The sequence below is a fragment of the Pseudoalteromonas sp. S1608 genome (assembly GCF_005887265.1).
GTDB classification, from domain to species: domain Bacteria; phylum Pseudomonadota; class Gammaproteobacteria; order Enterobacterales; family Alteromonadaceae; genus Pseudoalteromonas; species Pseudoalteromonas undina.
In genome coordinates, this window is the sequence record NZ_PNDK01000014.1 from 237,838 (window position 1) to 253,581 (window position 15,744).

General features: G+C 39.5%; 13 protein-coding genes. 5 read left to right on the plus strand and 8 right to left on the minus strand.

Going from position 1 to position 15,744, the window contains the following annotated elements; all coding sequences use genetic code 11:
* Positions 1–10 precede the first annotated feature (10 nt).
* The 3 genes from CWB75_RS07325 to CWB75_RS07335 all read left to right on the plus strand — a co-directional run bounded on the left by CWB75_RS07325 (position 11) and on the right by CWB75_RS07335 (position 1,524).
* The gene (locus CWB75_RS07325; protein ID WP_138570272.1) at positions 11–499 is read left to right on the plus strand and encodes a chalcone isomerase family protein; all 489 of its coding nucleotides are present in this window, start codon (positions 11–13) and stop codon (positions 497–499) included.
* 1 nt (position 500) lies between these two features.
* Positions 501–1,043 (plus strand): DUF3833 domain-containing protein, encoded by a 543-nt coding sequence (locus CWB75_RS07330; protein WP_010388902.1) that lies wholly within the window; start codon positions 501–503, stop codon positions 1,041–1,043.
* 205 nt (positions 1,044–1,248) lie between these two features.
* The gene (locus CWB75_RS07335) at positions 1,249–1,524 is read left to right on the plus strand and encodes an HU family DNA-binding protein (RefSeq protein WP_008112559.1); all 276 of its coding nucleotides are present in this window, start codon (positions 1,249–1,251) and stop codon (positions 1,522–1,524) included.
* A gap of 65 nt (positions 1,525–1,589) precedes the next feature.
* On the opposite strand, the gene ilvN is transcribed toward CWB75_RS07335, so the two are convergent.
* The 8 genes from ilvN to CWB75_RS07375 all read right to left on the minus strand — a co-directional run bounded on the left by ilvN (position 1,590) and on the right by CWB75_RS07375 (position 11,307).
* Positions 1,590–2,090 (minus strand): acetolactate synthase small subunit, encoded by a 501-nt coding sequence (gene ilvN / locus CWB75_RS07340; RefSeq protein WP_008112561.1) that lies wholly within the window; start codon positions 2,088–2,090, stop codon positions 1,590–1,592.
* Entirely contained in the window at positions 2,090–3,814 is a 1,725-nt protein-coding gene (locus CWB75_RS07345; RefSeq protein ID WP_138570273.1) for an acetolactate synthase 3 large subunit, read from the minus strand. Before CWB75_RS07345 ends, ilvN begins: the two co-directional genes overlap by 1 nt.
* Positions 3,815–4,261: 447 nt before the next feature.
* Positions 4,262–5,269 (minus strand): isocitrate dehydrogenase, encoded by a 1,008-nt coding sequence (locus CWB75_RS07350; RefSeq protein WP_008112567.1) that lies wholly within the window; start codon positions 5,267–5,269, stop codon positions 4,262–4,264.
* 179 nt (positions 5,270–5,448) lie between these two features.
* Positions 5,449–7,131 carry a hypothetical protein gene (locus tag CWB75_RS07355; RefSeq protein WP_138570274.1) on the minus strand — a complete coding sequence of 561 codons (1,683 nt, stop codon included), beginning with the start codon at positions 7,129–7,131 and terminating at the stop codon, positions 5,449–5,451.
* Positions 7,131–7,526: a DUF3192 domain-containing protein gene (locus CWB75_RS07360; RefSeq protein ID WP_033104226.1), complete on the minus strand. Its 396-nt coding sequence runs from the start codon at positions 7,524–7,526 to the stop codon at positions 7,131–7,133. Before CWB75_RS07360 ends, CWB75_RS07355 begins: the two co-directional genes overlap by 1 nt.
* 69 nt (positions 7,527–7,595) lie before the next feature.
* A complete protein-coding gene (gene xni / locus CWB75_RS07365) occupies positions 7,596–8,369 on the minus strand; it encodes a flap endonuclease Xni (RefSeq protein ID WP_138570275.1) in 774 nt (257 codons plus the stop codon).
* 8 nt (positions 8,370–8,377) lie between these two features.
* On the minus strand, positions 8,378–9,721 hold the full coding sequence (gene ppnN, locus CWB75_RS07370) for a nucleotide 5'-monophosphate nucleosidase PpnN (RefSeq protein WP_138570276.1): 1,344 nt from the start codon (positions 9,719–9,721) through the stop codon (positions 8,378–8,380).
* A gap of 77 nt (positions 9,722–9,798) precedes the next feature.
* Positions 9,799–11,307 (minus strand): GGDEF domain-containing protein, encoded by a 1,509-nt coding sequence (locus CWB75_RS07375; RefSeq protein WP_082360132.1) that lies wholly within the window; start codon positions 11,305–11,307, stop codon positions 9,799–9,801.
* Between the two features lie 225 nt (positions 11,308–11,532).
* On the opposite strand from CWB75_RS07375, the gene CWB75_RS07380 reads away from it, so the two are divergent.
* Both CWB75_RS07380 and CWB75_RS07385 read left to right on the plus strand, forming a co-directional pair.
* On the plus strand, positions 11,533–13,323 hold the full coding sequence (locus tag CWB75_RS07380; RefSeq protein WP_138570277.1) for a M61 family metallopeptidase: 1,791 nt from the start codon (positions 11,533–11,535) through the stop codon (positions 13,321–13,323).
* A 145-nt stretch (positions 13,324–13,468) separates the two neighbouring features.
* Entirely contained in the window at positions 13,469–15,640 is a 2,172-nt protein-coding gene (locus CWB75_RS07385) for a S46 family peptidase (protein ID WP_138570278.1), read from the plus strand.
* The last annotated feature ends 104 nt before the right edge of the window (positions 15,641–15,744 follow it).

Here is a 15,744-nt window from a genome sequence, read left to right on the forward strand (position 1 = left end):
GGAGATAACGATGAAAACGCTTTTAAATTTACTTATTGTTTATGCTTTATTTAGCCCTGTAGCTAATGCCGATACTCAGTTTAACAAGGTGGGTGAAGCACGCATGGAATACCTGTTTTGGGATGTTTATGATGCAACGCTTTATACACCTTCTGGCAGTTACACCGCAAAACAAACGCCTGTTAAATTTACCTTAACTTATTTGCGCGATTTTGACGCTAAAGACATTGTAAAAGCGACTAATGAGCAGTGGCAGCACTTAGGTAAACCTCAACTTTCAGAGCGCTATGCTGATAAATTACTCTCGATATGGCCAAATATTAAAAAAGGTGAATCGTTAACCTTGCTGACTGATAAGCAAGGACACAGTACTTTTTTCCATAACGATAAGCAAATAGGTCGCATTGATGATGCCGCATTTGCTGAGGATTTTTTAGCTATTTGGTTAAGTGAAAACACCTCAGAACCATCAATTAGAAATCAACTATTAGGGATTTAATATGATTAATCTAAAACGCGTTAAAGTTGCCATGGTATTGGCCGTTAGCTTTTTTATTGCCAGTTGTTCAGCCCCAAGTGTTGAACATTACAAGGGTTCAGAACCAAATTTCGATTTTAAGACTTTCTTTAGTGGTGATTTGAAAGCCTATGGCGTTGTACAAGACTTTAAAGGTGAATTAACCCGAAAGCTTGTTGTTGACTTAAACGCTACATGGGATGGGAATAAGGGCACTATTGAAGAAGACTTTGTTTACGATGATGGAGAAACACAAAAACGCATTTGGAAAATTACCTTAAACGACGATAACACATTAACAGGAACAGCCTCTGATGTTTTAGGGATAGCTACAGGAGAAAGTGACGGCAGTGTGTTTCATTGGAATTATAATGTAGAGATCCCTTACGATGGCAGCACTTTAGAAGTTAATTTTGATGATTGGATGTACCTAGTAACAAATACACGCTTGATAAACCGCACGTCTATTGTTAAGTTTGGTGTTGAGGTTGGGGAAGTAACCTTAGTAATAGAAAAGGTAGAGTGAGTCATTAAGGTGCAAAGTTGCACTAATAGTGTGCTTAAATTAAGCTTTTGTTAACTCAACTCGCTGTATTTTACAGTGAATTTTACTATTTTTACTAATTTTTTAGTATTTTAGATAAAAAACGTAATTTGCTGTTGCTAACTCTTCGAAAATGCATAAAGATAGGATTTGCGAAGGCAAAATAATAACGAATAGGAATCTAATAATGAACAAAGCTCAACTAGTTGAAAAAATCTCTACTGACGCAGAAATCTCTAAAGCAGCCGCTACACGTGCACTTGACGCATTCACAGGCGCTGTAACTTCTTCATTAAAAGAAGGCAACTCTGTTGCATTAGTTGGTTTTGGTACTTTTTCAGTTAAAGAACGTGCTGCACGCACGGGTCGTAACCCACAAACGGGTGCAGAAATCCAAATTTCAGCAGCGACTATTCCAAGCTTTAAACCAGGTAAAGGTCTTAAAGACCAAGTAAACCTATAATTTTAGGTTTATAAAATATAATAAAAGGGCTATTTAGCCCTTTTTTTTTGTTATAAAATTAACGCTTATTTAGCTTTAAGCGCTTTATCTCCTCGGCCAATGCCGACTGCGCCTGAGCGCACCACTTCAATTATGTCGGTCTCGTGGCGTAAAGTATCTAAGAACGACTCTATTTTATCGGTGCTACTTACCAATTGTAGGCTGTAACTTTGACGACCCATATCTAAAATAGCCCCTTGAAATACATCAACAACGCGGGTTACTGCCGCACGAGTTGCTTCGTCTTTGGCAAATACTTTTACTAACAGCAGTTCACGCTCTATGTGGCTCATGTCAGTTAAATCAATAACTTTAAGTACATCGACCAGTTTGTTTACTTGCTTTGTTATTTGTTCAACAATTCTGTCATCACCTTTAGTGGTTACCGTAATACGAGAAAGAGACTCATCATCTGTAGTACCCACTGTTAAGCTATCAATATTGTATGCTCGTTGAGAAAAAAGCCCCACTATACGTGATAACGCACCAGGTTCATTTTCTAATAATATAGATAATATACGACGCATTATGCCTTCACTCCTTTTCTTAACCACATTTCGTCTATACCACCGTGCTTAATTTGCATTGGGTAAACATGTTCTTTTTCGTCTACTAAAATATCTAAAAATACCAATCTGTCGGTTATCGACATGGCTTTGTCTATCGCGGGTTGTAATTCATCAAGGGTGTTTACTCTGATCCCAACATGGCCATAGCTTTCAACAAGCTTTACAAAATCAGGCAAAGATTCCATATACGATGAAGAATGCCTACCGCCATAAATCATGTCTTGCCATTGTCTTACCATACCTAATGAACGGTTATTTAAGGAGATCACCTTTACTGCTAAGTTATACTGTAAACAGGTTGATAGCTCTTGAATGTTCATTTGAATAGAGCCGTCTCCAGTCACACATAAAGACTCTTTATCAGGAAAAGCCAGCTTAACCCCCATAGCCGCAGGTAAACCAAAGCCCATAGTTCCTAGGCCGCCTGAGTTGATCCACTGACGAGGGTGTTTGAATGGGTAATACTGCGCGGCAAACATTTGATGTTGGCCAACATCAGAGCTGACATAAGCATCTCCGTTGGTCGCTTCATATATTGCCTCTATAACTGCCTGAGGTTTTATTTTGTCACCATCGCTATTGTAACTAAGGCATTTTTGTTCACGCCAGCTGATCACTTGTCGCCACCAATCTTCTTGTGCACTGCGATCAATTTTAATTGGGCTGTTATCTATGGCAGTTTGTAATTGCTCAAGTACCGTTGCCAAACAGCCAACAACAGGAATATGTGATTTAATGGTTTTAGAAATAGAGGTTGGATCAACATCAACATGCACGATAGTGGCATTAGGGCAGAATTTTTGAACGTTATTAGTAACCCGATCATCGAATCGTGCACCAAGCGCTAAAATAACATCGGCATTGGCCATGGCTTTATTGGCTTCTAATGTACCGTGCATACCCAACATACCAATAAAGTTAGGGTGAACGCCCGATATACCGCCCAGCCCCATTAACGTGTTGGTAATAGGGGCATTAAGTGACTCGACCAAATGAGTTAGTTGCTCTGAGGTGTTTGAAAGCACAATACCGCCACCAGAGTATATAACCAGTTTTTTTGCTTCTAAAATAGCAGTAACGGCCTTACGAATTTGTTTAGAGTGACCCTTGGTATTAGGGTTGTAGGTTCTGAGTTCTGTTGCTGTCGGGAAGTTGTAAGCAAAAGTTAGCTCTGGGTTAAGCATGTCTTTAGGAAGTTCTACTACCACAGGCCCTGGGCGGCCGGTACTGGCAATATAAAAGGCTTTAGCAAGAATATTGGGAATTTCACTCGCGCTTCTACAATTAAAGCTATGTTTTACAATCGGGCGAGAGCAACCAACAATATCGGTTTCTTGAAACGCGTCATCACCAATAAGACTTGTGGGCACTTGACCTGATAACACCACCATAGGGATTGAATCCATATACGCAGTTGCTATGCCTGTTACACAGTTTGTTGCACCGGGACCTGATGTAGCAAGTACAACACCTACTTCACCGGTTGCTCTTGCGTAGCCATCGGCCATGTGTGTAGCCGCTTGTTCATGGCGTACTAAAATGTGCTCAATATCGTCTTGCTGAAAAAGTGCGTCGTATAAATCTAATACTGAGCCGCCGGGATAACCAAATATATACTTTACCTTTAGCTCTTTTAATGACTTAACAACCAATTCAGAGCCATTATATTCTTGTTTACTCATCCTCATTCCTCTGTTGATTACATGCAAAAAAAAACCCCCGCGTAGTGCGAGGGTTTTAAAAAGCATTTTTCACCTTTTAATACATCCCCGCTGGGCTTATCACTAAGACCAGTACGAGTAAGACTAAAAGGCGAAATTGTGTATTCATGATGTTTTGCTCTTTAAAATAAAATGCTGTTTAAATAACAATTTTTGTATGCGGTTATTTTTAAGGCTTTTGGGCACACATGTCAACCCATTAAACTGATTTTTGAATTAAAAATTCATTTTTAAATGTTTTTTAATCTAATAATCTATTTAACATGAGGTTTTTTCACTTTATAAGAAGAGATTATGCAAGTTGGCGTATGTGCTTAGGCTAGATGATGGTCAGAGGGAAATTTAAATGCTGTGTTTCTGGCATAAAAAAAGCCAGCATTAGCTGGCTTTTTAATTTAACAGTACTAATTACAGACGGTCAATTACTGATTGTGTGAAATCAGTAGTGCCGTGGCTGCCGCCTAAATCGCGGGTAGTACGGTCGCCAGATTTAATTACATCAGCAACAGCGCTACGAATACGCTCAGCTGTATCGCCCATGTTTAAATGCTCTAGCATTTGAATAGAGGCTAAAATCACTGACGTAGGGTTTGCAAGGTTTTTACCAGCAATATCAGGTGCGCTACCGTGAACAGCTTCAAAAATAGCAGCATCTTCACCAATGTTTGCACCAGGTGCCATGCCTAAACCGCCTACTAAGCCAGCACATAAGTCAGATAAAATATCGCCAAATAAGTTCGTTGTAACGATCACGTCAAACTCTTCAGGGGTCATTACAAGCTTCATACATGTTGCATCAACAATCATTTCAGTTGATTCAATTTCTGGGTAACGCTCAGCTACTTCACGCGCCACTTTTAAGAATAAACCAGACGTTGATTTTAAAATATTTGCTTTATGTACAGCAGTTACTTTTTTACGACCTTCGCGCACAGCAAGTTCGTATGCGAACGTTACAATTTTTTCTGCGCCTTCGCGAGTGATCACTGATTTTGCTTCAGCTTCAGTACCATCTTCAGATACAACTTGGCCTGCACCTGAATACATACCTTGTGTGTTTTCACGAATAGTGATGATATCAATATCGTCGTAACGGGCTTTAGTACCGGCAAACGATTTAACTGGACGTACGTTTGCGTATAAACCAAATTGCTTACGAAGTGTTACGTTGATAGATGTAAAACCTTCGCCTACAGGCGTGGTTAATGGGCCTTTTAAGGTGATTTTATTCTTAGCAATTGTGTCAATTGTTTCTTGTGGAAGCAATTCGCCTGTTTTTTCAAGCGCAGCTAGGCCAGCGTCAACAAATTCATAATCAAAATCGCATCCTGCGGCTTTTAGTATTTCAAGTGCTGAGTCGATAATGCTTGGGCCGATGCCGTCGCCTTTGATCACTGTTATGGTTTGTTTGGCCATGAACTTTTCCTTTAAAGATTTGGATACACACATAAATAAAAATACTCAACAGAGTTTAGACTACTTATATGACAGGGGTACTAAATTTGAGCCGGCATTTATACCAATTTATCTCTCATTTTGCCAGTTTATAGTATGAATACAGGGTATAACCTTGAGTTATAGTGGTAATAAGTCAGCTAAATACTATTGTGTAGCCCTAAGCGCAGCAGCGATTGATTAAAATCGACTTCACTTTGCCAACCATGACGACTAAGTTGTTGATTTAATATTTGCTGTTGCCATGCTGTTAATGGCTGGTTAGGTTTAAGTATGCGTTGTGCCACTACCTTTAATGCCGCCCATAATTGTCCAGCATCACTAAGCTGCTTTTTAGGCAATTGCTCTGCATTTAATAAAGCCGACGCCCATGGGTCGCCACTAAGTAATTCGTTAAGCTCACTGTTTAAATGAGAGGCATCTACGTTGTTTACACCAAAAAATGTACTAAAAGGTGTATCGAGAGATTTATTCGGTGTTTGATCAATAGTGATTTTTCTAGAAACATCTGCGCTGTAATGTATCAACACATAATATAAGTAAGCATATAAGCTTAAACTAACACGCTCACCTTGAACGCGGGGATTATGCTTAACTAATAGCTTTAAAATATTTACTAAACAACTAATACGGGTGCATAAAAAGGCATGTAAAGGATGAGCAATACTATTTACTAATTGTTGAAACACCACCCCTTGAATAATAGCCGGTGCTTTATCGTAACCTACCATAGATAAACTATGTCTTAAATCTTTAGCAGGTAATCGCTCTTTGTTGTAGTGTTTTACTGCTAAGCATACTGACTTTATAACGTCAGGGTAGGGGGTAAGTAAGGTGTTTAAGGCTTTAAAGCTGTATTCTTTTTGCGTTTTTATTTGTTTAACTAATTGGTACAAGGGCGTTTGTGCAGAGAGTCCACTATTCGGGATATTAAGATATTCACTGTCCCATACTTTTAAAAATAAGCGGTTATCATTGCATTCCCATGCTTTTGAGTCATCCATTAAGGACGCTTTAATACGATACCATGCCATTTTAGTATTGGCGTTATTAACTATAATATGTCGGCCTTGCGTATCCGTGGCTAAATAAACCATAGCTTGGTCGGCATACACGACTTGGCTGCCAGGTACATATTGTCCAACGTGTGCAACTAGCGCTTTTAATAACGTTTGTGCAAATGAGTTGGGAGTTCTTATATATAAATCAGCGACCGCTTTATAAAAATTTATGTGCTGTTGTTTTTCATTACAAGTAACGTTAAGTGCTAATATATTAGCTAAAGAAACTAACACACTGGCACCGTCATAAAGCATAATTTTAGGTGTATCTAATAATGCGTGTTTGTATTTGCCTAATTTTGCCAAAATATGAGCAATTTGGTGCGCGGGTTGTTTAGCCGTTAATAATACTTTGGCTGCAAGTTTATGGCGTAACTGCCACATTTTTTTATCGGCTTCGTTAAACGTTTGCTGTTGAGCTAACTTATTTAATTGTTTGGCAACACAAAGGTGTTCAACTAATGAGGCACTAATATAAAGCTCGGTTAAATCGTTGTCGTAGTTTTGACTACTACACAAAGCACAGGTTAATACACATTGGTTAACCACTAAATTGGTTGCGTAACTATAATGTGTTTTATATAAATTTAACTGAGCTTGCAAGGCCGCTGGGTTTTGTTTGTATAATGCAGCGTATTGCTCTGAAAGCTTACATACAAGAGGGTAGAAGGTATGCCACTGACTTTTATTGTTATGGGAGCTTAAAAGCAGTTGCGTGCTTTCGAATAGCTTTTTTAGTTTACCCGACAGTGGAGCTTCCATTAAATCTTCCCATCATTATGCTCAAGGTATTTTTCATAAGCACTTGGGCCCCACATTATTAGTTGGCCATTTTTAAATAATAACCCAGTACATTCATCCATGGTGGTGATACCGTCTGAGGTTTTATGTTGGGTACGATAAAAAACCACCTGCCATACTTGCTCGCCATCACGCCTAGCATAGGTTAAATCTGGGCTACCTAAATATTCAAGCACATCATTTAGCGTAAAGGTATCTTCTAAACGCAATTTTTCGATATAGCGTTTATTAAATGCTTCTCTGTCTTGCCAAATCATAGCTTGTGGATCGTCTTTATAGAACATAATAACTGACGTAGCTATTAGAGCGTATAAACCTAATCCTAATATTAAATACCTAATAAACTTTTTAAACATTGCCAACCCAGACCAAAATAGCTATCGCTAGTATACGTATTGCTAGTGTACAGTGCTATTAACTTGCGACTAATTAAGCCTTAACTGCTTTAAACTAAAGCCTAAATGGATATCTGTACGCAAACTCACCAATTGCTTAGAAATAACAAACATATCCATATCTTCATTAAGCTTTTTTTGTAGCCGCGTATTTAACGATTCATCATTTAGCGCTTCTTCAATAGAGCTATATTGATTAACCAATTGCTGCGCGGATTTAACACCAATACCTTTAACACCAGGAATGTCGTTGGTTTTATCGCCTGCGAGTGCCCAAAAGTCGATGAGTTTATGTTGAGCGACAGCAAAGCGCTCTTCAATGTGTTCTTCATTGAGGTATTGCTTTTTAAAGTAATCGTATACTTCAATATGCTCATTCAAATGAGGCAAAAAGCCTTTATCAGTAGAGACAATGGTATTGTTTACCTGATTATTAGCCGCTTTATGCGCTAAAGTCGCAATAATATCGTCGGCTTCATCGTTAGTCGGTTCAAATACCACTATACCGGTTTCTTCAATGGCCGCTTTAAAATGGGGTAACGCGTTTTTTAAGGTCTCTGGCATAGGTGCACGCGAATGTTTGTAGTCTTTATAAAAGTGGTAACGCCAGCTTTTGTCACCATCAAAAACCGCAATTGCATGGGTTGCATTAGTGGTCGTTAAAAGTTTTTTGCATGCATGTGCAACCCGTGCACAGCAGGCTTTTAACATGTGCTCGTCGCTGTGATGGCTTTGGTTTGCATCAACAGCATAAATGCGCCTAATTAAATTAAGCGCATCAATAAGGAGTAAATGGGGATTCAATTATAAACTCACGCTTTTATTGTATAACAAGGAATATACTTACTTCCGGGAAGTTTCATTCTACCTTGTTCTACAAATGCTTGTAAAAGCTTGTCCATTGCTTTCATTAAGTCAGGCTCACCACTTAGCACATAGGGGCCATGCTCTTTAATTGCATTTAAGCCTTCTTCTTTTACGTTACCGGCAACAATTCCCGAAAACGCACGGCGTAAATTAGCGGCGAGCTGTTGTTTGGGCTGATCAAGGTGTAAATCAAGTGACCCCATGGCTTCATGAGTTGGGTAAAATGGCTGCTGAAAATCATTTTCTATTTTCAACGTCCAGTTAAAGTAATAAGCATCACCTTGGCTTTTACGGTATTCGCGAACTCCGCTCATTGCCGATTTAAGTTTTTGGCTAACTAATTGAGGGTCATCAATAATCACTTCAAATTTACTCAGTGCGGCATCGCCTAAAGTCATTTGAATAAACTTACAAAGCTCTTCAAAGTAAGCTTTACTCTGTTTAGGGCCAGTTAAAATAACAGGTAAACATTGTTTGTCGTTTTCAGGGTGTAACAAAATACCTAATAAATAAAGTAACTCTTCGGCTGTACCTGCGCCACCTGGAAAAATAATAATAGCGTGTGCGGTTCGAACAAATGCTTCAAGGCGTTTTTCAATGTCGGGTAAAATAACCAGCTCATTTACAATCGGATTGGGTGGCTCTGCCGCTATAATGCTGGGCTCAGTTAAACCTAAATAACGATTATTGGTAATACGTTGCTTTGCGTGGCCAATAGTTGCGCCTTTCATTGGGCCTTTCATTGCACCAGGCCCACAGCCAGTACAAATATTTAATCCACGTAACCCCAGTTCATAGCCAACTTGCTTGGTGTATTTATATTCGACTTCGTTAATAGAGTGGCCACCCCAACATACAATCATGTTAGGTTCGCTATTTACCTTAAGCGCGTCGGCATTTCTAAGCATATCAAAAACCATATGGGTAATGGCTTTAGTTTCTTGCAGGTTCTTTTCATACTTTTGGCAAATAAACAAAATATCGCGAATAACCGAAAATATATGTTCATGGATGCCTGTTACTATGTGACCATCAACAAAGGCCGTTTGCGGAGGATTTTCTAACTCAATTTTTATACCGCGTTCACGGCTAACCAAACGTATATCAAAATCTTTGTGTTTATCGTAAATATCATTGCTTACATCGGTGTGGCTGCCTACATTGAGCACGGCCAATACACAGTTTCTAAATAGTCTGTAGCGTTCGCTAGTTGATGATTGCTCGAGTAAGTCTACTTCTAGCTGCGACAATAAATCTAATACCCCTGTAGGGTTTAATTGTATTAGCATCGACATTCTCCTTGAAACTTCTTGGGTAAATTTACTGCGTAGTTATGCCTTATACTCAAGGGTAAAAGTGCATAACACTATTTACTAATACACAGACGATCCCGGCCTGAGTTTTTAGCATCGTAAAGAGCCTCATCGGCTCTATCAAATGCTTTTAGAGGCGTATCACCCTCTTCAAATTGGGTTGCGCCTAAAGAAACAGTAATTTGTATTTGCTTGTCTTTAAATTTAAATGGGATCTTTTTAATCGACAGTCTTAATTTATCGAGATGCTCGACGGCGTTTTCAAGTGAGGTACGGGGCATTAATAACACAAACTCTTCGCCGCCATAACGGGCAATAAAATCAGTTTGTCTAATCGATTTTTGCAGCGCTTTGGCAATCACTTGCAAGGTAATGTCGCCGGCTGTGTGACCAAAACGATCGTTAATTGATTTAAAATGGTCTACATCAATAACCACTAAGGTTATGTCTGACGGGCGTTCGTTAAATACATTGATTTCGTGATTATAACGTTCATCAAAAGCTGCGCGATTAGGTAATTTGGTAAGACTGTCGAGTAAACTTTTAAAACGTTGTTCATTCAAACGTTTCTTATAATTACTAACTTTGTTTTCTAAACTGCCAATTCTATCGTTTATTTGTGCAAAGCTAGAAATTAAAATTTGGCGATCTTTTTGTTCTAGCTGCTCTTTTTCTAAAATATCAGCACTTAATGAGCGTAACTCATTTTCAACCAATTGCTTTAACTCTGTAATTGATGTTGCTTTATTTGTTTGTGTATTTAAATTTCTTAGCTTTTCACCAATTCGTTGATTAATTGAGTCAAACTCAACAGTCATCGATTCAGAATGTTCGCTGGTCGATACTAATGAGCGATGTAGCTCTCCGAGTGTTTGGTTTAAAGAGGTTAAGAAGCTTTGTGCTGACGCGCGCTCAACTTGAATGCTTTGTACAATAAGTGTGATTACATCAATTGCTGCATCAAGTAGCTGGTCTACGGCTTTATTCTTAGCAATACGTTTTTTTATTAAATACAACGCTTCGTTGGCTTCTTCTTCGAGAACTAGCTGACTGACTAATTTAAACAGCTTTTCAGTGAGGGCACTTAGGTTCGGAGGCTCAAAGGCGTCGTTGCTTTTAGCAATTAAGGCTTGATGATAAAAAGTTATCAGCTGGTTTAGTATAGGAATAAAGCCATGTACAGATTGAATATCGTCTAGCTCGTTATCAAGCAAATGGCGCAGTGTTCTGCGGGTATCGTCAGGCAAGCCTTTGGTTTGTTGTAATTGCTTACCTGCATTTTGTACACTGGTAAAAAGGTCGCGTTGATGTGCTAGTTGAATGGCTTCTTGGTTTTTAAGCAAAGCTAAAATATCATCCACTAAAGGAGCAAAGTCTTCAAAACTCATTCCTTTGTTTAACGCGCTTCGAAACTTAGCTAGGCGGTTATCAAGCTCAGTATCAAGTCCCTTACAGCTTAAAGACAACTTAGCTGCAAAATTAGAAAGCGTACTCACTTGATGTTGGCGAGCACTTTCTATTACTTTTCTACTGTCGATTGCTTGCTTTAGTTTTTGTTCCACCGTATTGGAGCTCCTAGACACCTACACACCATCATCGTAATACCTCTATTGTTTTAGTTTACAACAAAAACATATTAATAGTAGGGATGAGATCAAAAACTTAATGTTTTTAATAACAAAATACGAGCGATCTTAAATATAAGTGCATTTACCGCTTTTAATTCACTTTTAAAATGGGTCTTGTTAATCTTGGTACAACAATACGTTATATAAAAAAGAGCCTTTATGAAAAAGCTACTTGCCTTATCAATTTTAGCTGCCTGTTCAGCACCAGCATTTGCCGACGTTAACTACGCTTTAAATATCTCTCAGCCAGAGCATCATTTAGGTGATGTAAATGTAGAGTTTCCTAAAACGGCGCAATCATATTTAGATGTAAAACTGCCAGCATGGCGTACTGGTCGCTATGAAATTTTAAACCTTGCCAATGGCGTTCGCTATTTTAAAGCCAGCGACGATGAAGGTAATGCATTAAAGTGGGAAAAAATAGACCACAGCACATGGCGTGTTCATTTAAACGAGCCGACTCAAGTTAATGTTGATTACCAAGTGTATGCCAATGAGCTAGGTAAGCGCGCTCGCCATATTGACGACAGTCATGCGTTTGTTGATGCATCGGGCTTTTTTATGTTTAGCGAGTCATTTCGCCAAGAGCCAGTTACGGTTGAATTAAACGTACCTAAAGCATGGCGCTCTGTGTCGGGTATGGAAAACTATAAAAATAAACACAGCTTTAAAGCCAGTGACTACGACGTGCTTGTTGATTCACCAATAGAAACAGGTGTTAACGAACTGCGTACTTTTGAGGTTGATGGCCGTGAGTACGAGCTAGTGGTGTGGGGCGAAGGTAATTACGACATAGAACTGATGCTAACCGATCTGAAAAAGCTAGTGGCAACGGGCAATGTAATTTGGGACAGCTACCCGTATGAGCGTTATGTATTTATGGTGCATGCTACATCGGGCGCGGGCGGTGCAACCGAACACTTAAACTCAACTATTATTCAACGCCCACGTGATCGCTTTGCTAAACGAGAAGACTATTTAGCTTTTATCAGTACAGCGGCACATGAATTTATTCATACTTGGAATGTAAAAGCATACCGTCCTAAAGGGCTTGCGCCATATGACTACACTAATATTAATTATTCAAAATTGCTGTGGATTGCTGAAGGGTCTACCAGCTATTTTGAAGATCATTTATTAGTGCGTTCGGGTATTCAAACCACCGATGAATTTTTTAAGAACTTTAGTAAAACCATTAATCGCCACCTCACTACCCCTGGTCGTGAAGTGCAAAGTGCAAGTGAAACCAGCTTTGATAAATGGATAAATCAAGGTGGCGATCATGCACGTAATTACGGCACTAATATTTATCTTGAAGGCTCGTTATTGTCGATGGCGTTAGATATAGACCTACTTGAAAAAAGCCAAGGTAAAATAAGCTATAAAGACGTACACAACGAGCTTTATAAGCAACATAAGCTACCAGCGGGTTTTACTGAGCAAGACGTATTAGCTATTTTAAAGCAACTATCAGGACGAGATTACAGCGCTTGGTGGCAAGAAAATGTTAGCACACCAGCCAGCCTAGATTTTGATGAATTATTGGCAAAAGTTGGTTTAAGCTTTGATTTACCAGAAAAAGCCAAGGCCACACCAAGCTTAGATGCCTTTACTAAAAATACCGGCGAACTGCTTACACTTACCCATGTACGTCGCGATGGCGCAGCATGGCAAGGTGGCTTAACTACCGACGATAAACTCGTCGCTATTAACAAAAAGCATGTAGGGAAAAACTTAACCGCGAGCCTAGAAACCCTTAAAGCAGGAGACAAGGTAACTGTTGATTTTATTCGCCGTGATGCATTAATGTCGACTGAGCTTGTGTTGTCTGAAGATTTCGACAAACCTAAAAAAGTAGTCGCTAATAAAAATGCTACTGCTGAGCAAAAAGCGCTGTTTAAAGCATGGATGGGCGTAGCGCATCCAAATGATGTGAAAAAAGACGACTAACATCGTTTATCATTTTGTTTAAAAAGGAGTTTAGGCTCCTTTTTTGTTTATTGGGCGCTATATTGTAACAATTTATCTCAGCGCAGTTGACCTGACTCATACTTAATGAGTAATCTGCTGGTTCAATAATAAAAGGGATTCTATAATGCGTTTAAAACCACTTGTTGCCACGTTGGTAGCAACCTGTTCACTGGCACTTTCTTCTGCGGCTCATGCCGATGAAGGCATGTGGCAACCTCATCAACTACCAGAGCTTGAGTCAATTTTAAAAGCCAAAGGGCTTGAAATTAGCGTTGATTCAATTTCAAAATTAACCGAATTTCCAATGAATGCGGTTATCAGCTTAGGCGGTTGTACAGCCTCGTTTGTTTCGCCAAAAGGCTTAGTTGTAACTAACCATCACTGTATTTATGGTTCGGTGCAATATAATTCAACGCCTGAAAATAACATTTTAGAAAATGGCTTTTTAGCAAAAACACCGGCTGAAGACCTACCAGCTGCGCCAGGTTCACGTGTGTACGTAACCGAAACAGTGACCAATGTGACCGATAAAGTGATTAGCGGCACTAACGAGCTAAGCGCAAAAGCACGCTATGATGCGTTAGAAAAAAATCAAAAAGCACTCGTTGCACAGTGTGAAGCTGATGCTAGTTACCGTTGTAATGTGTATTCGTTTCATGGTGGTTTAGAGTTTTACCTAATTAAATCACTGGAAATTAAAGATGTACGTTTAGCGTATGCACCTGCCATGGGCGTAGGTAAATACGGTGGCGATATAGATAACTGGATGTGGCCGCGCCACACAGGCGATTTTGGTTTTTACCGCGCCTATGTAGGTAAAGACGGCAAGCCAGCAGAGTACAGCGAAGATAACGTACCGTACGTGCCAGAGTCTTACTTAAGTGTAAGTGCTAAAGGCGTGCAAGAGGGCGACTTTGTTATGGTAACTGGCTATCCAGGGCGTACCAATCGTTACCGTATTTCCGCAGAGGTTGATTACGTATTTAACGACAGTTACCCTAAAGCGCGCATGCACAATACTAAATACGTGTCACTAATTGAAGAAAACTCAGAAGATGGCAGCAAAGCCCGTATTGCTTACGAAAGCACCATAGCAGGTTACAACAACTACATTAAAAACTATGGTTCGATGATTGAAAGCTTCAAAAAAGGCACCATGTTTGAGCGTAAAAAACAGTTTGAACAAGAGCTTACAAGCTGGATAAACAGCGATAGCGAGCGTAAACAGCGCTACGGGAATGTGCTTAATGAGTTATCGGCATTAGTAGCTCAATCGCAAGAGCACAGTGAGCGCGACCGTATGGTAGGCTATGTTCATCGTTCACAAATGATCAGCACGGCACGTCGTTTATACCGCTTAGCGGTTGAAAAACAAAAGCCAAATAGTGAGCGCGAATCAGGTTACCAAGAACGCGATTTACCGCGTATTAAATCTTCTCTTGAGCGTATGTCACGTCGCTTTGATGCCAATGTAGATAAAGCTATATTACTGCACTTTTTAGAGCAATATGCAGCATTACCTAAAGCAGAGCGATTTAGTGAAATTGATAAAGCTTTTGCTTTAGAAAACGGCTTTGATAGAGCAAAACAAAGCGCATTGCTAGATGAAATGTACGCTAAATCAAGACTAGATAATGAAATTGTACGTAATTCATTATTTGAACAAACACTAAGTCAGCTTAACCAAAGCCAAGACCCGTTTATGCAATATGCAAAAGCTATATTTGCTGTGATGAAAGCCGAAGAAGATAAGTCAAAAGCCTTGGCTGGTAAGTTACAAGCTGCTCGCCCAGAGTTAATGAGTGCAATTATTGCCTTTAACAAAGCGCAAAACAAACCGGTTTACGCCGATGCAAACAGCACATTACGTGTAACTTACGGCACGGTAGGCGGTTATTCTCCGCAAGATGGATTAGTGGCTACGCCGTTTACTTCACTTGAAGGCTTATTGGCTAAAAACACCGATGTTGACCCATTTAATGCGCCTAAAAAGCTGCAAGAGCAAATTAAAGCGAAGCTTTATGGTGATTACACTGGTGGCATGAATACTGTTCCAGTTAACTTTTTATCAAATGTAGACACGACAGGTGGTAACTCAGGTTCGCCAACGCTTAACGGCAATGCTGAGCTGGTGGGTTTACTGTTTGACGGTGTGTACGAAAGCATTATTGGTGATTGGGATTACAACCCAGAACTAAACCGCTCAATTCATGTAGATTCACGCTACATGTTATGGGTAATGGATAAAGTAGATAACGCCCAAAACTTATTAGACGAAATGAAAATCGTAAAATAAGTAGCAGTTAAAATAACAAAAGGCGCTTACCTTAACCGGAAGCGCCTTTTTTGTTTAAACATGTTTGGATTAATTTAACTTAAGCTACGGGCTACGGGCTACGG

Bases quoted from the DNA above. Each gene is read 5' to 3' on its own strand.
- ilvN (WP_008112561.1), bottom strand. From the start codon at position 2,090: ATGCGTCGTATATTATCTATATTATTAGAAAATGAACCTGGTGCGTTA.
- CWB75_RS07345 (WP_138570273.1), bottom strand. From the start codon at position 3,814: ATGAGTAAACAAGAATATAATGGCTCTGAATTGGTTGTTAAGTCATTA.
- CWB75_RS07335 (WP_008112559.1), top strand. From the start codon at position 1,249: ATGAACAAAGCTCAACTAGTTGAAAAAATCTCTACTGACGCAGAAATC.
- CWB75_RS07380 (WP_138570277.1), top strand. From the start codon at position 11,533: ATGAAAAAGCTACTTGCCTTATCAATTTTAGCTGCCTGTTCAGCACCA.
- CWB75_RS07330 (WP_010388902.1), top strand. From the start codon at position 501: ATGATTAATCTAAAACGCGTTAAAGTTGCCATGGTATTGGCCGTTAGC.
- CWB75_RS07360 (WP_033104226.1), bottom strand. From the start codon at position 7,526: ATGTTTAAAAAGTTTATTAGGTATTTAATATTAGGATTAGGTTTATAC.
- CWB75_RS07355 (WP_138570274.1), bottom strand. From the start codon at position 7,131: ATGGAAGCTCCACTGTCGGGTAAACTAAAAAAGCTATTCGAAAGCACG.
- ppnN (WP_138570276.1), bottom strand. From the start codon at position 9,721: ATGCTAATACAATTAAACCCTACAGGGGTATTAGATTTATTGTCGCAG.
- CWB75_RS07325 (WP_138570272.1), top strand. From the start codon at position 11: ATGAAAACGCTTTTAAATTTACTTATTGTTTATGCTTTATTTAGCCCT.
- CWB75_RS07350 (WP_008112567.1), bottom strand. From the start codon at position 5,269: ATGGCCAAACAAACCATAACAGTGATCAAAGGCGACGGCATCGGCCCA.
- CWB75_RS07385 (WP_138570278.1), top strand. From the start codon at position 13,469: ATGCGTTTAAAACCACTTGTTGCCACGTTGGTAGCAACCTGTTCACTG.